Source organism: Serratia sp. OLAL2, assembly GCF_002752475.1.
GTDB lineage: Bacteria > Pseudomonadota > Gammaproteobacteria > Enterobacterales > Enterobacteriaceae > Serratia > Serratia bockelmannii.
Window position 1 is genome coordinate 169,990 of sequence record NZ_MSTL01000003.1, and the last position, 16,795, is coordinate 186,784.

Annotated in this window: 19 protein-coding genes; 3 read left to right on the top strand and 16 right to left on the bottom strand. The window is 60.9% G+C overall.

The features are described 5' to 3' along the window. Window positions 1-172 precede the first annotated feature (172 nt). On the top strand, window positions 173-781 hold the full coding sequence (locus BVU99_RS04330) for an HD domain-containing protein (RefSeq protein WP_025304127.1): 609 nt from the start codon (window positions 173-175) through the stop codon (window positions 779-781). 39 nt (window positions 782-820) lie between these two features. Here the strand turns inward: BVU99_RS04330 and rbsK are convergent, their stop codons facing one another. The 12 genes from rbsK to BVU99_RS04390 form a co-directional block, all read right to left on the bottom strand. Next, window positions 821-1,747, bottom strand: coding sequence for a ribokinase (rbsK, locus tag BVU99_RS04335; protein WP_025304128.1), 927 nt, complete (start codon window positions 1,745-1,747; stop codon window positions 821-823). Further along, on the bottom strand, window positions 1,744-2,652 hold the full coding sequence (alsK, locus tag BVU99_RS04340) for an allose kinase (RefSeq protein WP_099817448.1): 909 nt from the start codon (window positions 2,650-2,652) through the stop codon (window positions 1,744-1,746). Before alsK ends, rbsK begins: the two co-directional genes overlap by 4 nt. A gap of 10 nt (window positions 2,653-2,662) precedes the next feature. Then, a complete protein-coding gene (gene alsE / locus BVU99_RS04345) occupies window positions 2,663-3,334 on the bottom strand; it encodes a D-allulose 6-phosphate 3-epimerase (protein WP_033639463.1) in 672 nt (223 codons plus the stop codon). Between the two features lie 31 nt (window positions 3,335-3,365). After that, window positions 3,366-4,400, bottom strand: a complete 1,035-nt coding sequence (locus BVU99_RS04350) for an ABC transporter permease (RefSeq protein WP_089181253.1) — start codon at window positions 4,398-4,400, stop codon at window positions 3,366-3,368. A 10-nt stretch (window positions 4,401-4,410) separates the two neighbouring features. After that, window positions 4,411-5,397: an ABC transporter permease gene (locus BVU99_RS04355; RefSeq protein ID WP_025304132.1), complete on the bottom strand. Its 987-nt coding sequence runs from the start codon at window positions 5,395-5,397 to the stop codon at window positions 4,411-4,413. Beyond that, window positions 5,390-6,907: a sugar ABC transporter ATP-binding protein gene (locus BVU99_RS04360; RefSeq protein ID WP_043142616.1), complete on the bottom strand. Its 1,518-nt coding sequence runs from the start codon at window positions 6,905-6,907 to the stop codon at window positions 5,390-5,392. Before BVU99_RS04360 ends, BVU99_RS04355 begins: the two co-directional genes overlap by 8 nt. A gap of 2 nt (window positions 6,908-6,909) precedes the next feature. Further along, entirely contained in the window at window positions 6,910-7,893 is a 984-nt protein-coding gene (locus BVU99_RS04365; RefSeq protein WP_025304134.1) for a substrate-binding domain-containing protein, read from the bottom strand. Window positions 7,894-7,941: 48 nt separating this feature from the next. Continuing rightward, window positions 7,942-8,760 (bottom strand): DeoR/GlpR family DNA-binding transcription regulator, encoded by an 819-nt coding sequence (locus tag BVU99_RS04370; RefSeq protein WP_049208216.1) that lies wholly within the window; start codon window positions 8,758-8,760, stop codon window positions 7,942-7,944. Between the two features lie 311 nt (window positions 8,761-9,071). After that, window positions 9,072-10,397: an MFS transporter gene (locus BVU99_RS04375; protein ID WP_043142622.1), complete on the bottom strand. Its 1,326-nt coding sequence runs from the start codon at window positions 10,395-10,397 to the stop codon at window positions 9,072-9,074. Continuing rightward, window positions 10,394-11,047: a DUF4286 family protein gene (locus tag BVU99_RS04380; RefSeq protein WP_043142626.1), complete on the bottom strand. Its 654-nt coding sequence runs from the start codon at window positions 11,045-11,047 to the stop codon at window positions 10,394-10,396. Before BVU99_RS04380 ends, BVU99_RS04375 begins: the two co-directional genes overlap by 4 nt. 49 nt (window positions 11,048-11,096) lie before the next feature. Beyond that, a complete protein-coding gene (locus BVU99_RS04385; RefSeq protein WP_043142628.1) occupies window positions 11,097-12,443 on the bottom strand; it encodes an amidase in 1,347 nt (448 codons plus the stop codon). Next, complete coding sequence (locus tag BVU99_RS04390) at window positions 12,443-13,156, bottom strand: DUF2848 domain-containing protein (RefSeq protein WP_025304139.1); 714 nt, start codon at window positions 13,154-13,156, stop codon at window positions 12,443-12,445. Before BVU99_RS04390 ends, BVU99_RS04385 begins: the two co-directional genes overlap by 1 nt. Before the next feature lie 162 nt (window positions 13,157-13,318). Here BVU99_RS04390 and BVU99_RS04395 point away from each other — a divergent pair, with 162 nt between their 5' ends. Continuing rightward, entirely contained in the window at window positions 13,319-13,963 is a 645-nt protein-coding gene (locus tag BVU99_RS04395; protein WP_169540627.1) for a GntR family transcriptional regulator, read from the top strand. Between the two features lie 224 nt (window positions 13,964-14,187). On the opposite strand, the gene BVU99_RS04400 is transcribed toward BVU99_RS04395, so the two are convergent. The 4 genes from BVU99_RS04400 to BVU99_RS04415 form a co-directional block, all read right to left on the bottom strand. After that, window positions 14,188-14,505, bottom strand: coding sequence for a BrnA antitoxin family protein (locus tag BVU99_RS04400; RefSeq protein WP_049296194.1), 318 nt, complete (start codon window positions 14,503-14,505; stop codon window positions 14,188-14,190). Further along, a complete protein-coding gene (locus BVU99_RS04405; RefSeq protein ID WP_071845113.1) occupies window positions 14,468-14,791 on the bottom strand; it encodes a BrnT family toxin in 324 nt (107 codons plus the stop codon). The genes BVU99_RS04400 and BVU99_RS04405 overlap by 38 nt, the downstream gene beginning before the upstream one ends. Window positions 14,792-14,867: 76 nt before the next feature. Next, complete coding sequence (locus BVU99_RS04410) at window positions 14,868-15,614, bottom strand: SDR family oxidoreductase (protein ID WP_025304143.1); 747 nt, start codon at window positions 15,612-15,614, stop codon at window positions 14,868-14,870. A gap of 96 nt (window positions 15,615-15,710) precedes the next feature. Further along, window positions 15,711-15,944, bottom strand: a complete 234-nt coding sequence (locus BVU99_RS04415; protein ID WP_099817447.1) for a hypothetical protein — start codon at window positions 15,942-15,944, stop codon at window positions 15,711-15,713. 189 nt (window positions 15,945-16,133) lie between these two features. On the opposite strand from BVU99_RS04415, the gene BVU99_RS04420 reads away from it, so the two are divergent. Next, entirely contained in the window at window positions 16,134-16,793 is a 660-nt protein-coding gene (locus tag BVU99_RS04420) for a response regulator (protein WP_025304145.1), read from the top strand. The last annotated feature ends 2 nt before the right edge of the window (window positions 16,794-16,795 follow it).

Here is a 16,795-nt window from a genome sequence, read left to right on the forward strand (position 1 = left end):
CCTCAAAATGCCCTGCTTTGTTCGAAATTAACGCAAAGCAGCTTAACTGAGAATAATTCCAGTGTACACGTGTACGCTAAAATAAAAATGTGAACGCGTGTAACCATCGAAATCCCCCGCCCGGTGGTCTACAATCGTCAGGCTTCAACCCACCCACCTTGAGGTTTACACCATGTCATCCGCTGTACCCGCGTTAGATTTCGGCTCAATGACCCAAGTCATCCAATTCCTGATGGAAATCGATAAGTTGAAAGGTGTTCAACGCCGCACCAAAGTGCTGGGCACCCAGCGCCAGGAAAACTCCGCCGAACACAGTTGGCACTTCGCCATCGCCGCCATGAGCCTGGCGCCCTACGCCGGTGATGACGTAGACATTCAGCGCGTGATCCAGATGGCGCTGCTGCATGACATCGTAGAAATCGACGCCGGCGACGTGCTGGTCTACGATCTGGCGGCCCGCGCAGCGATCCACGATCAGGAAGTGGCGGCGGCACGTCGTCTGTTCGGCATGTTGCCGGAGGCTCAGCGCGAGTATTTCACCGCTTTATGGCAGGAGTATGAAGATGGCGAAAGCGCCGATGCACGCTTCGCTCTGCTGCTGGATCGCACCATGCCGATGCTGATGAACCTGCACAATGAAGGCCAGAGCTGGGTGGAAAACGGCATCAGCCTGGAGCAGGTGCTGGCGCGCAATGCATCGATCGCCGACGTACACCCCGAGCTGTGGCACCATATGGAGCAACACCTGCGGGATGCGCAGCGCAAAGGCTGGTTGAAGTAAGGGACCGGGCTGCCGCTTCTTGGCCGCAGCCCGTCTTCGTCAAGCGAACGCCTGCTGGCGTTCCAACGCCTCCTCATAGCTCGGCATCGATCCCGCCGCCCCGGCCCGTTCCACGCAGACCGATGCGTAGGCGGCGGCAAAGCGCACCGCATCGGCTAACGGCACCTGATTTGCCAGCTGCGCCGCCAGGGCGCCGTTAAACGCATCGCCCGCGCCGGTGGTGTCTTTCGGCTGCGCCGGAAACGCCGGGATCAGCTCGCTGTTTTCCCCGTCCGAGAACAACGCCCCCTGCGTGCCCAACGTCACGATCAGCAAACGAATGCCCTTAGCGTGCAACACCTGCGCCGCCTGGCGCGCCGAAGCCACATCGCGCACCGGCACGCCGGTCAGCAACGTGCACTCGGTGGCGTTGGGCGTCAGCAGATCGACCTGCGCCAACAGGCTGTCCGGCACCGGCTGAAACGGCGCCGGGTTGAGTATGATGAACGTTTGCGCTTCGCGGGCGATGGCGATCACCTGCTCAATCGCCGGCAGGTTGTTCTCCAACTGGGTCAACAGAATATCCGCCGCGGCGATCGCCGGGCGGCACTGACGCACCTCGTCTTCGCTGACCGTCAGGTTGGCGCCGGGATCGACGGCGATCATGTTTTCCGCCTCCTCGCCGGCAACATAGATAAGCGCATTGCCGGTGGGGCAATCGCCGGTCGAGAACAGCGTCACCGCATCGAAACCGGCGGCGGCGAGGTGGCGCCGGGCGAAGGTGCCGAAGTCGTCGCGCCCCACCTTGCCGATATAATGCACCCGCGCCCCGGCGCGCAGCGCGGCGGTGGCCTGGTTGGCGCCCTTACCGCCCGCGCCCATCATGCTGTTGCGGGCGATCAGCGATTCACCGGGCTGCGGAAAGCGCGCCATGCCGGCGACGATATCTAGGTTGAACGAACCGAACACGCAGACTTTGCCTTTCATTGCGGGTACTCCCTGCTCAATTGGAGGTGGCGCCGGGCGGCCAGGCAGGCGCCTTTGCTGCCGGTTTCATCGGTCAGGCGGCTGACGGAGATCGCCAGCCCCTGCGCCGGCTGCGGCCCGCGTAAATGGCGGCGGATCTCTTGCTCAAGGTGCGCCAACGGGAAACCGCTCATGGCGATCACGCCGCCGCCCAGGATCAGCCGCTGGGGATCGAGCACGTTCATTTCGATGGCGATGGTCTGCGCCAATCGTTCGACGAAGCACCGCAGATCCGGATGATCGCCGTGGCGCTCAAACAGCCGGTCGAACGGCGTTTGTGCCGCGTTGGCGCGCGCCCAGCCGGTCAGCCAATGGCCGGAGGTCAAACTCTCGACGCAGCCCCGTTTACCGCACGGGCACTCGCCCTGATGGCCGGGCCAGGGAATGTGACCCAGCTCGCCGGCGGCGCCGTGCGCCCCGTGATAAAAGTCGCCGTTCAGCCACAGGCTGTTGCCCATGCCGGTGCCCAGATACAGCCCCACCGCCACCTGCGGCAGCGCCGGCAGCTGCTGCAAATCCCACCACAGCAGATGGTTGACGTCCTTGTCCATTCGCACCGGCAACGCCAACAAATCGGCCAACAGCGCCGCCACCGGCTGGGCGTCCAGCGCCGGGATAAACGGCAGCGACAGCACCCGCGAGCGATCGCGACTGAGGATCCCCGGCAGCCCCAGCATCACCTGCGCCACCTGACGATCCTCGCAATGCCCGGCGATCAGGCGGCCCAACGCCGCCAGCGGATCGGCCTGCTGCGCCCAGTCGGCGGTCGCTATCTTGCGGTACCCGCTGAACTCGCCGTCATCATTCATCAACAACAGGCGGGTATTGGTGCCGCCGACGTCAACGCCAAGAAAATGCCGCATCATGTCCCCCGCCTCAGGCCGCCTGCCGCATTTGATCCAGCATTTTTTCCCATGCCGTCTCCAGATCCGGATCGAGGTTGAACAACCCGGAGCTGCCGACGATCAACACCTCCGCGCCGGCGCCCATCAGATCGCGGTAGGTCCGCTGATTGCAGGATCCGTCGATCTCGATCAGATAGCGCAGATTTTGCTGGCGTTTCAGATCGCGCAACTGACGGATCTTTTCCAGCATTTCGGGAATGAACGGCTGCCCGGCATAGCCCGGATCGACGGTCATCACGGTGACCTTGTCCAGCAGGTGAAGGTAGTGGCGGATAAACTCCACCGGCGTGGCCGGGTTCAGCACCACCCCCACTTTTTTGCCCAGCGCGCGGATTTGATTGATCACCCGAAACGCGTCGCGGTTGATGGTTTCGGCGTGCGGGCAGATAAAGTCCGCGCCGGCGCGGGCGATCGGGTCGATGAAATCGGTCGGGTTCTCCACCATCAGATGCACATCCAGCAACAACGAGGTGTGCGGGCGGATCTGTTCGATAAAGAACGGCGACAGCGTGATGTTTTTAACGTAGTGCCCGTCCATGATGTCGATATGCAGCATATCGGCGCGGCGATTCAGCACCGCCAATTGCTGGCGGATATCCATCAGGTTCATGCACATCAGTGAAGGTGAAATCTGGTATTTCATTAGCGTTATCCTGCGCAAAAGGGAAAAGGGATCAGTGGCCCGCCGCGGTTCTGGCCTGGGCCGCGCTGCGGCGCATCGCCCGCCGCTGCCGATAGCGATGCCGGAAAAACTTCATCGCCAGCACCGCGATCAGCACCGCGCCCCACATCGCCAGACTGAAATGCGGGCTGACGTTCATCAGGTTCAAACCGGTCGCGATCACCTGCAGCACGATCAGCGCCAATACCACGCCGCTGACCCGACCAAAACCGCCGAATGGATCGGTGCCACCCAGAATGATCGCCAGCACCGTCAGCAGCAGGTAAGAGTCGCCGTAGCCCATGCGCGCCGAGTTGAAGCGCGCCATCATCACCAGCCCGGCAATGACGCACAGCAGGCTGGAGAGGGTGTAAATGGCGATCAGTACTCGATGGGTATTCACGCCGCTGAAGTGGGTAGCGTTGATGTTGCTGCCGCTCATGTAGATGCATTTGCCGAGCCGGGTTTTCTGCAAGAACAGCGCCAGCAACGCGGCGACCACCAGGAAGATCCACAGCGGTACCGGCATACCCAGCACGCTCTCAGCGCCGATAAACCGCACGATCTCCGGCATACCGCTTAGGGCCGCGCCGCGCGTCAGGTAGATGCCGATACCGTTGACCGTGGTCATGGTGGCCAGCGTCACCAGAATCGGATGTGCACCGACGTACGCCACCAGTGCGCCGGTCGCCGCGCCGATAAGCCCGGCCAGCAGCATCGCCGCCGCCAGTGCCAACACCAGCCACAGCGCCTGCAAGCCCAGCCCGGCGTCCGCCGGCAGATAGCTGATGAACAGCCAGGCCATCAGCAGGCTAGTCAGGTTGGCGCTGGCGATAATGCACAGGTTCAGGCCGCCGCTGAGGATCGGGATGAACATCGCCAGCGTCAGCAGGCCCAGCTCCGGCAACTGGAAGGCCACGCTGGTGAAGGTGGCGCCGCTGAAGAAGCGCCCCGGCATCAGCAGGCTGAAGGCCAGCACCACCGCCAACAGCAAGGCCAGCAAACCGACGGCGGCCCCGTCTGGACGAAATTTCAGGTTGTTGCCCATCAGGTGCTCCTCAGGCGAAACCGACGTCGGTTTCTTTGCGTTTCTTGTAGTGAGTGACGGTGATCGCCGCGACGATCACCAGACCGATCACCACGTTCATGAAGTAGCTGGACACGCCGATCAGGTTGAGGCCGTTTTTCAGCACGCCGATCAGGAACACGCCCATCAGCGTGCCGACCACGCTGCCCTTGCCGCCGTTCAGGCTGGCGCCGCCCAGCACCGCCGCCGCCAGCACGTCAAGCTCGCCGCCCACCAGCGCGTTGGGCACCACCTCCCCCATGCGGTACACCTGCACCAGGCCGCCGATCGCCGCCATCGCGCCCAGATAGCCATAGGCGAACAGATGCAGCAGGCCGACGCGGATGCCGATGCGCCGCGCCGATTCCGCATCGCCACCGACGGCAAACAGCTGGCGCCCGAGGTGCGTTTTGTTCAGCAGCAGCCAGGTCAGCAGTGCCACCGCCAGCATCACCAGCGTCGGCAAACCGAGCTGATAGCTCTGCTCACCCAGTTGGAACGGCAGCACGCTGCGCGGCAGCGTCCACCAGTCCGGCAAGGCGTACAGGCTGCGGCCGTTGGTCAACCACATCAACATGCCGAACAACAACGCCTGCATGCTGATGGTGACGATGATCGAGACGATGCGCAGGCAGTAGATCAACAGCGCGTTGACCATGCCGAGCGCGGCGCCGATCGCCAACGCCAGCAAAATACTGCCCGCCGGGCTGGCCAGGCCGTAATGCGTCGCCAGCGTGGCGATCAGGTACTGCACCACCGAGGCGACTGCGGCGAAGGAAATGTCGATGCCGCCGGTCACCAGCACCACGAACAGGCCGAGGGCGAATATGCCGCTCACCGCGTAGCTTTCGCTGAGGTCGAGCAGGTTTTGCACCGTCAAAAACTGATCGCTGAGCAGCGAAAAGACGATGACCGTCAGCAGCAGCACCCAGGCCAGGTAGCCTTCGTTGCCGCGCGGTTTCAGACTGAATCTACGCATTGACCGCCTCCGCCAGCTGCTGCTGGCTCACCTGCCCCGGCAGGTATTCGCCGATCACGCTGCCGCCGCTGAAGTGCAGCACCCGATCGCAGTTGTAATACACCTCCGGCACTTCATCGGAGATCAGCAGAATGGCGATCCCTTCCTGCGCCAACAGATGGATCAGTTGGTAGATGCTGGCCTTGGCGCCAACGTCGACGCCAACGGTCGGCGAATCGAGGATCAGGATCCGCGGCTGGGTCAGCACCCACTTGGCCAGCACGATCTTTTGCTGATTACCGCCGGACAGCGTCGAAACCGCCTGATCCGGATCCGCCACCCGCACGCCGAGTTTGGCGATCCACTCCGCGACGATGCGATTCTTGCGGTAATCGTCGATCAGGCGAAAACGCCCGCGCAGCTTATCGAGAATGGTCAGCACCGCGTTGTCCGCCACCGACTGTTGCTGCACCAGCCCCAGCGTCAGGCGATCCTCCGAGACGTAACCGATGCCGGCCTTGATGGCGTCCTCATGGCCGCGAAAGCGTACCGGTTTGCTGTCGAGATAAAGCTTGCCGCTGTCGGGGCGGGTCATGCCGAACAGGCTCAGCGCCAGCTCGGTACGCCCGGAGCCGAGCAGTCCGCACAGCCCGAGCACCTCGCCCTGATGCAGGCGGAAGCTCACGTCCTGATACTGCCCGGCGCGGCTGAGACGATCCGCCTCCAGCATCACCCGATCCTTATTCATGCTCGGTGACTTCAGGCGATAATCCAGCTTCAAGCCGGTCATCAACTCGGTCAGGCGATCGCCGGTGATCTCCGCCGCCGGCCAGGTGCCGATCTTGTTGCCATCGCGGATCACCGTGACGCGATCCGAGATCTCCAGCACCTCGTCCAGCCGGTGGCTGACGAACACCACGCAGATGCCTTTCGCTTTCAGGTAATCCACCGTGCGCAGCAGCTGATTGACCTCGGTGCGGGTCAGTGAGGCGGTCGGTTCATCCATGATCACCAGCCGCGCTTCCGCCACCAGCGCGCGGCAGATTGCCACCTGCTGGCGCTGGGCAATCGGCAGCTCCGCCACCCGTTTGTCGAGATCGAGATTAAAACTCAGCTCCTGCAGCAGGCGCTCGGCGGTGCGCCGCAGCCGCGCCGGCCGGTGCCACCCCAACAGCCCGCGCAGGTTGTGCTCGAAGGCGATGTTTTCCGCCACCGTCAGGTTGGGAAACAGCGACAGATCCTGATAGATCACCTGGATGCCGAAGGCGCGCGCCTGATCCGGCGACAGCCGGCCGAAGGTTTGCCCATCGAGGGTAATGCGGCTGCCGTCATCCGGTTGATACACGCCGGCGATCGCCTTGATCAGCGTGCTCTTGCCGCAGCCGTTGGTACCGGCCAGGCAGTGCACCTCCCCCGGCATCAGCGCCAGTGAGATATCGTTCAGCGCTCGCTGCCCGCCGAAGGTCATCGACAGCTGTTGCAACGCGATCAGCGGTGCACCCTGCGTTGCCGTATTGCCGGAAATCGCCATGATTACAGCCCCATTTTCACCAGCTTCGGCAGGTTTTGCTTATCCAGGCTTTCGGTGGCGTTGCCGAGAATAGTGTGCTGCTGCGCATCCACCTGCACCTTACCCATACCCTCGATGGTCATGCCATCGGTGATTTTTTCTCCTTTGTGCATCATGTCGGCGATGCGCACGAACACTTCGCCGGCCACCATCGGATTCCAGATATAACCGCCCTTGATGGCGCCGCGATTGACCAGCGAAGCGCCCTGGCCTGGGCTGAACGGCCCAATGACGCAGATATCGTTGCTTTTGCCGCGGTTGAGCACCGCGCGCCCGGCGCCGATCGGCCCCTGCGAACCGAACGCCAGCACGCCTTTCAGATCGGGATATTTGGCCATCAGATCGTTGGTGGTGCGCACACTGTCATCCAGCGATTCCCCCACGCCGAACTTGTCGCCCACCAGCTGCATGTTCGGGTAGTGCTGCTTCTGGTAGTTGATGGCCGAGTCCGACCAGGTGATGTGCAGCGGCACCGTCAGGCTGCCGACATACACCGCATACTTGCCCTGCTCTTTCATGCAGGCGGCCAGCGCTTTCATGTGGTTGACCCCGTGCTGCGAGGCGTCCACCAGCTCAAAATCCCAGTCGGCGTACTTCTGGCCGGGGGATTCGTGCACGATCACCTTGATGCCCGCTTCCTGCGCGCGCTTGAGCACCGGCTCCAGCACCCGGGCGTCGTTCGGCACCACGCCGATAATGTCCACCTTCTGCGCGATCAGATCCTCGATGGCGCGCACCTGCAGCGCCGGATCCGCCGCCGTCGGCCCGACCATCCAGGCGTCGATGCCGCGTTTGGCGCTCTCGCTTTTGATGCCGGCCTCCATGGCGTTGAACCAGGGAATGCCGCCGATCTTCACCACCACGCCCATTTTCAGCTTGTCCGCCGCCTGCGCGGAGACCGACAGCAGCAGCGAGGCAAACAGACCGACCAGTACGGATTTTTTCATTGTTCTCTCTCCACAAGTGTTGGCTGTAATAAAAGGTTTTCGTTGTTGTTATCGCGCCGCCCTTTTCGCGGCGGGTGAAACTTCAATCACGTCGACGTTATTCCAGGCCAATTCCTGACGAAACTCGTCGTCGCCAAGCCTGTCGGTGATCAGGGTGTCTATTTCCCGGTAGTGGCAGATGCGCGCGAACGAGCGGCGGCCGAACTTGTTGCTGTCCACCAACAGGAACTTGCGTTCCGACGCCAGCAGCATCTGCTGCTTCAACCGCGCATGGTGCTCGTTGCTCTCGCGGATACCGCCGTCCTGGCAGATGCCGTGGCAGGAGAAGAACAGCTTGTTGATCACGAACTCCTTCAGCATCTGCTCCGCCAGCACGCCGATAAAATCCTCGTACTTGGCGGAATACTCGCCCCCCAGTCCGATGGTGCGCACGTTGGCCTTGCAGGCCAGCGTCTGGATGATGTGCAGCGAGTTGGTCAGCACCACCAGTGAAATATCCGGCAGCTGGCGCGCCAAAAACCAACTGGTTGAGCTGCTGTCCAGCAGCAGGCAATCCCCCGGCGCGATAAACTCCAGCGCGCGTTTGGCGATACGCGTTTTCTGCTCCGGCGCCTCGTTGCTGCGCTGGCGGAAAGATTCCCCCTGGTCTATCTCGGCGGGCACATAGGTTTTCTCCACCGCCGGTGGCTCGACGAACACCGCGCCGCCGTGGCTGCGCAGCAGCAGGCCGCGCCGTTCAAGCAAGGCCAGATCACGCCGCGCCGTCTCGATAGAGATGTGGCACAGCTGCGCCACCTCCTGCACCATCACGCGGCCGCGCTGGCTCAAGACTTCGGTGATAAAGCGATGACGTTCTACAGGCAGCATGTTTCTTTTCTCCTCCACGACGATGATTACGATATCGATTTGCCGCGCCGCGTTTTGCGCGCAGACGCAAAGCGCATCGCCCCGCGATCGGTCAACGATCGCGCTGTGATAGTTGTCAAAAAAATCGGGAAGGAAATGAAATGAATAATTACGAAAGTGTGGAGTAACAGGCAGTTATGATGTGTGTGCGTCTTAGACAGACAGGAGAGAAACGGTAAACGGTCACAATTCCACGTTCCGCAGCATGACCGTTAATGACCGTTTGTGTGGTTTTGACCGAGCGCCGGCCCCAAAGTAGCCCGGCGTTCTATTTACAGCGGCTTATGCGCCGTTTCCCGCGCCGCCCATACCGCCCAAAGTGTGATAAGCAGAGCCAACGCAACATAGGCGGAAATCGCCAGCGTGCTGTCGTAAGATTTAAACAGAGAAGTGATGATCAGCGGGGCAAAGCCGCCACCGATAATCCCCGCCAAGGTATAGGCTAACGAAGAGCCGGCATAACGCACCCGTGTCGGGAACTGTTCCGTGATGAATGCCGCCTGTGGCCCATACATCGCCGCATGGATCAACAGCCCAATCACCACAGCCATGCAGATCAACACCGGTTGACTGCTGTCGAGCAGGACGAAGAACGCAAACGCCCACACTATCGCCGCCAATGCACCGCCGATATACACCGGACGACGGCCGAAGCGATCCGACAACGCGCCAAACAGCGGTACTGCGACGGCGTTGCCTATCGCCCCCAGCATGGTGGCACCCAGCGCCAGCGGGCGCGGCAGATTCAGCACGGTGGTGACGTAGGTCAACGTGAACACGACCACCAACGCATAGAGCACGTCAGAGCCGATACGCGATCCGCCGGCGATCAGCAGCGGACGCATGTGCTGCGTGAAGACTTCGCGCACCGGCGACTGCGTAACATCTTTCGACGCCTCCAGTTGCAAAAATGCCGGCGTCTCACCCACACCCCGGCGCAGCCACAAACCGAAAATGACCAGCACCAGACTCAGCAGGAACGGAATCCGCCAGCCCCATTGCTGAAAATCGTCCGCCGACATCGCCAACGTCACCAGCGTAATGAGGCCTGTGCCGATCAACGAACCGCAGGACGGCCCTACCTGAGCAAAGGACGCGTTGCGCCCGCGCTGATGCGGCTTACCGTGTTCCATCGACAACAGTACCGCACCCGCCCATTCTCCGCCCAGCGCAATGCCCTGAATAAAGCGCAGCGTCACCAGCAGCAGTGGGCTCCAAATCCCCCAGCTGGCGTAGCCGGGCAGCAATCCCATCAACGCCGTGGTCACGCCCATGATCACCAGCGTGGTGACCAGTACAAAGCGCCGCCCCAACACATCGCCAAGGTGGCCGAATAAGATGCCACCGATCGGCCGGGAAACATAGCCCACCGCGTAAGTGGAGAAAGCCAGAATCGTGCCCACCAGCGGATCGAACGATGGGAAGAATACATGGTTGAAAATCAACGCGGCCATGATGTTGTAGACGGTGAAATCGTACCATTCCAGCGCCGTACCGATCGAGCTGGCCGCCGCAAGTTTGCCGGTATTGGGCGTTGCGGCGGCACTTTCTGCGGCCGGTGCGGCAACCTGTGCCGTTTCAGTGGTGTATGCATTCATGATGTCAGCTCCTGTGCAGTCAGTTGCCAGCCAAGGGCATAATGCCAGGCATCGGCGGCGGGCATGTTCAGCGCTTCAGCGGCCTGCTCGCTTAAACGCAGGCCGGCTTCGGCGTCGCTGCTTTCGATCAATAGCATCGGCAACATTCGGCGGTTTTCTCGCGATTCTTTCGGCAGCGGGGAACTGAGTTCGGCATCCGGCGTCAACAGGCTGCTGCGCACGAATCCAGGCTGTTCAGCCAGCTGCGCGCCCAGTTGCAAGATGCGGGCATGCAGCGCTTCCGATGCCGCCGACGGCAGCACGAAGATACAGAGATGACTGCCGCACCCTTGGCCAGTGACCGCCTCCACCGCACACACTCTGCGCATTGGATCTCGCATTTTCTCCAGGCTCGCCACCGACCATGGCGTTTGGTGTTGAAACGCGGCGCGATAGGCTTCGGAGGTAAAACTGGCCAACGATTCGGTTTTATACAACCCCAAATATTGACGCCCCCCCTGCAATGCCCGATAGCGTGTGCCGGATAAAAAGCCGGGCACCCGCACTCGCTCCTCCACATGTTCGCGGTCATACCAGCGATTGAAATCCGCATCATCCTGCGTGGCGACATCCGTCGCGACAAACAGCATTCCGTTCTGGGAATCGTTCATGAATATTCTCCTGGTCATCTCAAAAGGCAGGCCTGCGCCCACCGGAAAATCACGCGTCGGCGAGGCAGCGCTCGATCGCCAGCGCCCACCCCAACAACGCCTCATCACGCATCGGCAACCCAGCCAGCATCAGTCCGACCGGCGCCTCTCCTGGCTGTTGGCAAGGCAAGGACAACGCGCAACCGTCGAGGAAATTGATGATCGCGGGATTGCGCAGCATCAGTCCGTTGCAACGGAAGTAGGCATCATCCGCCGCCAGCTCGCCGATAGTTGGCGCAATCAGCGGCACGGTCGGCATCAGCAAAGCGTCAAAACTCTGCAGCGCCGCCGTAACTCGCCGCTGCCAGTCGGCACGTTGTCGCTGCAACAGCTGCAGCTCAGCATCGCCCAAGGATGCACCGCGGCGAATGCGCGACAGCACCCTTGGGTCATAGCCATCGGCCCGTTCAGCGATCAACGCTTGATGCCAGCGCCAGGACTCCAGCGCGGTGAAACCGCCATCGGCATTGATCGCCGCCAGCTCGGCGAACGCCGTGGCGGGGATCAATTCAATACGTGCGCCTGCCTGACTCAGGCATTGCAGGCTGCGCTGGAACGCCCCGGCAACTTCCGGCTGCAGTTCATCCAGCACCACCGCTTGCGGCACGGCAAAATGCGCCTGCGCCAACGTTTTTTGCGGCACCCGCAGCGGACAGCCGGCAATCAGTGCATCCAGCGCAATACAGCTGGCGACGTCATGAGCGATCACGCCGATCGAATCCAGCGAAGGCGACAGCGGCAGTAAGCCAGCGTCATTGATGCGCCGTGCAGTGGGTTTATAACCGGTCAACCCGCACAGCGCGGCGGGAATGCGTACCGACCCGCCGGTATCGCTGCCAATCGCGCCCAGGCACATGCCGTCGGCCACCGCCACCGCCGCACCGGAAGAGGAGCCGCCGGGAATGCGCGCCGCCTGGCGCTCCCAAGGATTGGCCGGCGTCCCGTAATGCGGATTGATGCCCAGACCGGAATAGGCGAACTCCGTCATCGTCGTTTTGCCAACCACCACCGCGCCGGCTTGCAACAGCCGTTCCACTACCGCAGCGTGTTTTTCAGCGGCTGGCGCGTCCGCTAATACGCGCGAACCGGCCGTGGTCACCTCACCGGCCACGTCAAACAGATCCTTGACCGAGATCGGCACGCCATCCAGCGCCGACAGAGGCGAGCCGGCGGCGCGTCGCCGATCGGAGGCCTGCGCTTGCCGTTGCGCCCACTCGGTGTATGTTCGCGTAAACGCGCGCCCCCCCTCTCCCCGCTCATCGACGATCTGCGCCAAAGCGGCGGTGGTGAGTTGCACTGCGGTGAACTCACCGCTAGCCAGCCCGGCGGTGGCCTGCATCAAAGTCAGCTTTTTCATTACGCCACCACCGGCAGTTCGATGCTGCGGTAGCGATGACTGATGGTTCGCCCGAGCACGTCGTCCACCAGTTCCATGCGAAACTCGCCAGCCGGTCGAATGCCGCCGATCGCCGCCACCGTGCCGCAAGTCATCGCCAACCCGTCGGGCGTTTGCGGCTGCGCCAGCCCGCACTCCGGCGGTTGCATACCGGTGAAGTAACGTTCCAGCAAATCACCGGGCGTACGCAACGCGGCAAGGCAGCCCTGTTGATACAATCGCCATTCGCCCTCTTCCCTGATCCACGAACGCAAGATCAAACTGTCCCAATGTTCCAACACCTCCTGGAGCGGCCAGGCGGCTCGCGCCACCGGTTTAACGCAAATCTGTTTCGACAGCGCCACGCTGTGCGCTTCGAGTTGACGATCGGTGTGATCGGACGCCAATGACACGAACAGTTCGCCGCGGTGGGCAAAAATCAGCGGTTCCACTTCGCCGGACGTCGCGTTGCCAATGACTTCAATGGTCTCTTGCTGGCTCAACTGATTGGCGGCAACGCGGTAAAACAGGGGGATTGCACTGGGCTGGGGCACGCCCAGCTCGGCCAATTCACGAATATGGTGCAAGATCGCCTCGCGATCGCGTCCGGTCCAACCGGCGATCACCAGATGATCAATCTCAACATTCAACGTCGCCGCGCCGCAGGATTCAGGTAAAGTGAAGGTCAGTCTCATGGCAGTTTCGCCCCTTTTGTTAAAACACTGTGAAATTTCACTATATCTTTAGTTACCAAATAAGCGATTTCCATGCCATGTTTTTGTGTACTATGTCTAAAAACTTTCTTCTTGCAGGAGCAAAACGTGAAGACTGTTGACGCAGAAAGCCCGCAGCGCCCGATGACGGAAGAAGCCGGCGTGTCACTGAACGAGCTGGCCTACCGGCGTTTCAAACAGGCGCTGGTCACACTCAGCTACAAGCCGGGCGAATATCTCAATACCGCGCAGGTGATGAACGACCTGGATATGGGGAGAACGCCGATCAATCAGGCAATCCACCGCTTGGCCAACGAGGGGTTATTGCAGGTCATCCCGCGCAAGGGCGTGATGGTTTCACCGTTGTCGATGGACGATGCGTTGGAATTGATCGAAGTAAGGCTGGCTAACGAGATGCTGTGTATGCGGCTGGCAAGCCAGAAGATTACCGAGAGGCAGATAGCAACGCTGACCGAACTCAATCGGCAAATCGAAGCCGCGAGCCAGGAGCGAGATAGGGTGCGCATGATGACACTCGATCATGAATTTCACCAGGAACTGGCGCAGATCGCCGGCAATAACATGCTGGCGGATATCCTGAGTGTACTGCACGCCAGGGCGCAGCGTTTTTGGGCCAGCACCCTGTCGCGGGAAGGGCATATGCGCGAAGTGATCGACGAACACCGGGCAATTATCGCCGCGCTGGCCGCACAAGACAGCGCCGCCGCCGCCGAGGCCGCGCAGGCGCATATCCTGTCATTCCGCACTGCGCTGCTGCACGACGGGTAACCCCGCGGCGCAGGATATTACCGGGAATAGTTATGATGACCCTGTTCTGCCGATGAGCAGGAGATAAACGGTAAACGGTCACATTTCACGCTCCGCGGAATGACCGTTTTTATAGTTTTGATCGAGCTCCATCGAGAGGTGGCCGACGTTGGTAGGCGTTGCCTTAAAAAACAGCAAAAAAATCCGGTGAGAATCTCACCGGATCGTTAGCCGCCTGACACACATTATTCTTCGTGCTCATGCTCTTTCAACATCGCCTCACGCAACACGGCGTTCAGGCGTTTCTGATAGCCTTTGCCTGGCCGCTGAAGCCAAGCCAACACATCCGCATCGATTCGGATGGTCTTCGATACTTTCATCGGCTTATAAAAACGCCCCTGCACCGCAGTCTGCCACGTTTCTTCCCCCAGCGCCGGCGCATCGGCATAATCGATGTCCTCGTCCGGCAACGCACTCAGTGAAGCAATTTGCGCTTTCTGCTCCTCCGTCAACGGCGGGAGTACGCTATGGGCCAGATTTTTGGCGGAATTTTTGCGCTTCATATCTTCCCCTCTCTTTGGCATCGGCCTTGCGTGCTGAAATGATACGCACGATCTCGACGGTATCGCCTTCGACATCCGTTTCGATCGTCGTATGTGCCACCAGCAACAGCAAACAGGATCCGACCATACCGATCGTTTGCCAACGTTCTTCTCCATCCTCGATCCTTTCCAGCACAGCCAAATGGTTGGGATCCAGAAAAACCCGTTGCGCTATCTCAAAACTGACACGGTGTTTACGCTGGTTGCTGTGATTTTTATCCTGATTCCATTCAAAATAAACATACATTTTTGTAACTACATTTTGATTGTTATTTAATCAAAATACACTCCGCACGACGGGATGTCAAAACCCCCTCATGCATTCAACGCCCGCCTGCTGCCTCGATAAAAGTACCGGTCACGTAAGACGCAGCGTCAGACAGCAGCCAAGCGATCGCCTCCGCCACTTCCTGCGGCTGCCCGCCGCGCTGCATCGGTAAACTGTCCTTCACGCGATCCACCCGGCCGGGCTCGCCGCCGCTGGCGTGCATCTCGGTATAGATGAATCCGGGCCGTACGCCGTTGACGCGGATGCCCTGCGCCGCCACCTCGCGCGATAACCCGATGGTCAGGGTATCGACGGCGCCTTTCGAGGCGGCGTAATCGACGTATTCCCCCGCGGCCCCCAACCGGGACGCCGCGGAGGAAACGTTGACGATAGCGCCGCCCTGCCCGCCATGGCGCTGCGCCATGCGTTTCACCGCCTCGCGGCAACACAGGAAGTAACCGGTGACGTTGGTGCCGAGCACCTGATTGATGCGCTCGGCGGTCAACTGTTCAATGTTCGCCTGCTGGAACAGAATGCCGGCGTTGTTGACCAGCGCGCTGAGCGTGCCCAGCCCGGCATCCAGCGCCCTGAACATCGCCATCACCTGCGCTTCATCGGCCACGTCGGCCTGCAGCGCCAGCGCCTTACCGCCCTGCGCCTCGATCTCCGCCACCACCTGGCGCGCCGCATTTTCGTCACGCAGGTAATTCACACCCACCGCATAGCCCTGCCGGGCCAGCAGCAAGGCGGTCGCGCGGCCAATCCCCCGGCTTGCGCCGGTCACCAATGCCACTTTCGTCATACTGTTTTTTCTCTGGTTAGCGATATCAACACAGCGGCCTGCGCGCAGGCGCCCCGTATGCCCGTCAGAGTATAGAGCGGCTCCCTAAAAACCGCTTCAAAGCTGAGCCAGGCGGCGCAGCTGCTTTTTAATGCGCGACTTGGCGCAGCCGTAAGCATCCGTCGCCGCCGCCTGATGCACCCGCTGCAAAGCGGAAGCATGATGGCCGCCGTGGCTATGGCTCTGCGCATCGCCGCGAAAAGACAACAGCAACAAAACGAGCAACGTCGCCACGCCTGAATACATCAGCCGCCGCGAGGCGCCCGCGTTCGGGAAACCTTCAGTCTGCATGTTTCGCTCCCCCAGCCATGATTTCGAATGGCAGCAAAATAACTGAAATTCCCCCCCGCTCCCTTAACGCGAGATTAAAGCCAGATTAAGGTTTGCTTAAGAACGCGCAGGCAGAGCGGTTTTCCCCGTTGTCTTCCCGTCAGCGTTATAGTTAGATAAGCGCGACTCAAGGCTCTCAGCGGAAATAACGTGAACATACTGTTGGTGGAAGACGACCTGCAATTAGGCAAGGCGCTGTGCCGCGCATTGGAGCTGGCCGGCTTTAATTTGTGCTGGGTGCGCCTGCTCACCGACGCGGAAAATAAACTTTCACCCGGCGGGTTCGATTTGATGCTGTTGGATCTCACGCTGCCGGACGGCGACGGTTTGCAGAAGCTGATCGCCTGGCGCGCCGCCGGGCAAAATATTCCGATCATCATCCTGACCGCTCGCGACCGCATCGAAAGCTTGGTGAACAGCCTCGACTCCGGCGCGGACGACTTTCTGGCCAAACCCTTTGCGCTGCCCGAACTCATCTCGCGCGTCAAAGCGGTTAACCGGCGCATGGCGGGCTTCGCTTCTCAAACCTGGAGCCTCGGCGCGCTGTATCTCGATCCGGTCAACCATCAGGTCATGCTGGATAACGAACTGCTGATGCTGTCGAAAAAAGAGTATCACCTGCTGCACGAACTGATGCGCTGCGCCGGCACCGTGGTGCGCAAAGCGGTGTTGGAACAGCGGCTGTTCGGCCACGGCGACAGCGTGGAAAGTAACTCGCTGGAAGTGCACATGCATAATTTACGGCGCAAAATCGGTAAAGAAAGAGTGATTACCGTACGCGGCATTGGCTATTTGCTGAAGAAAGAGTAGCG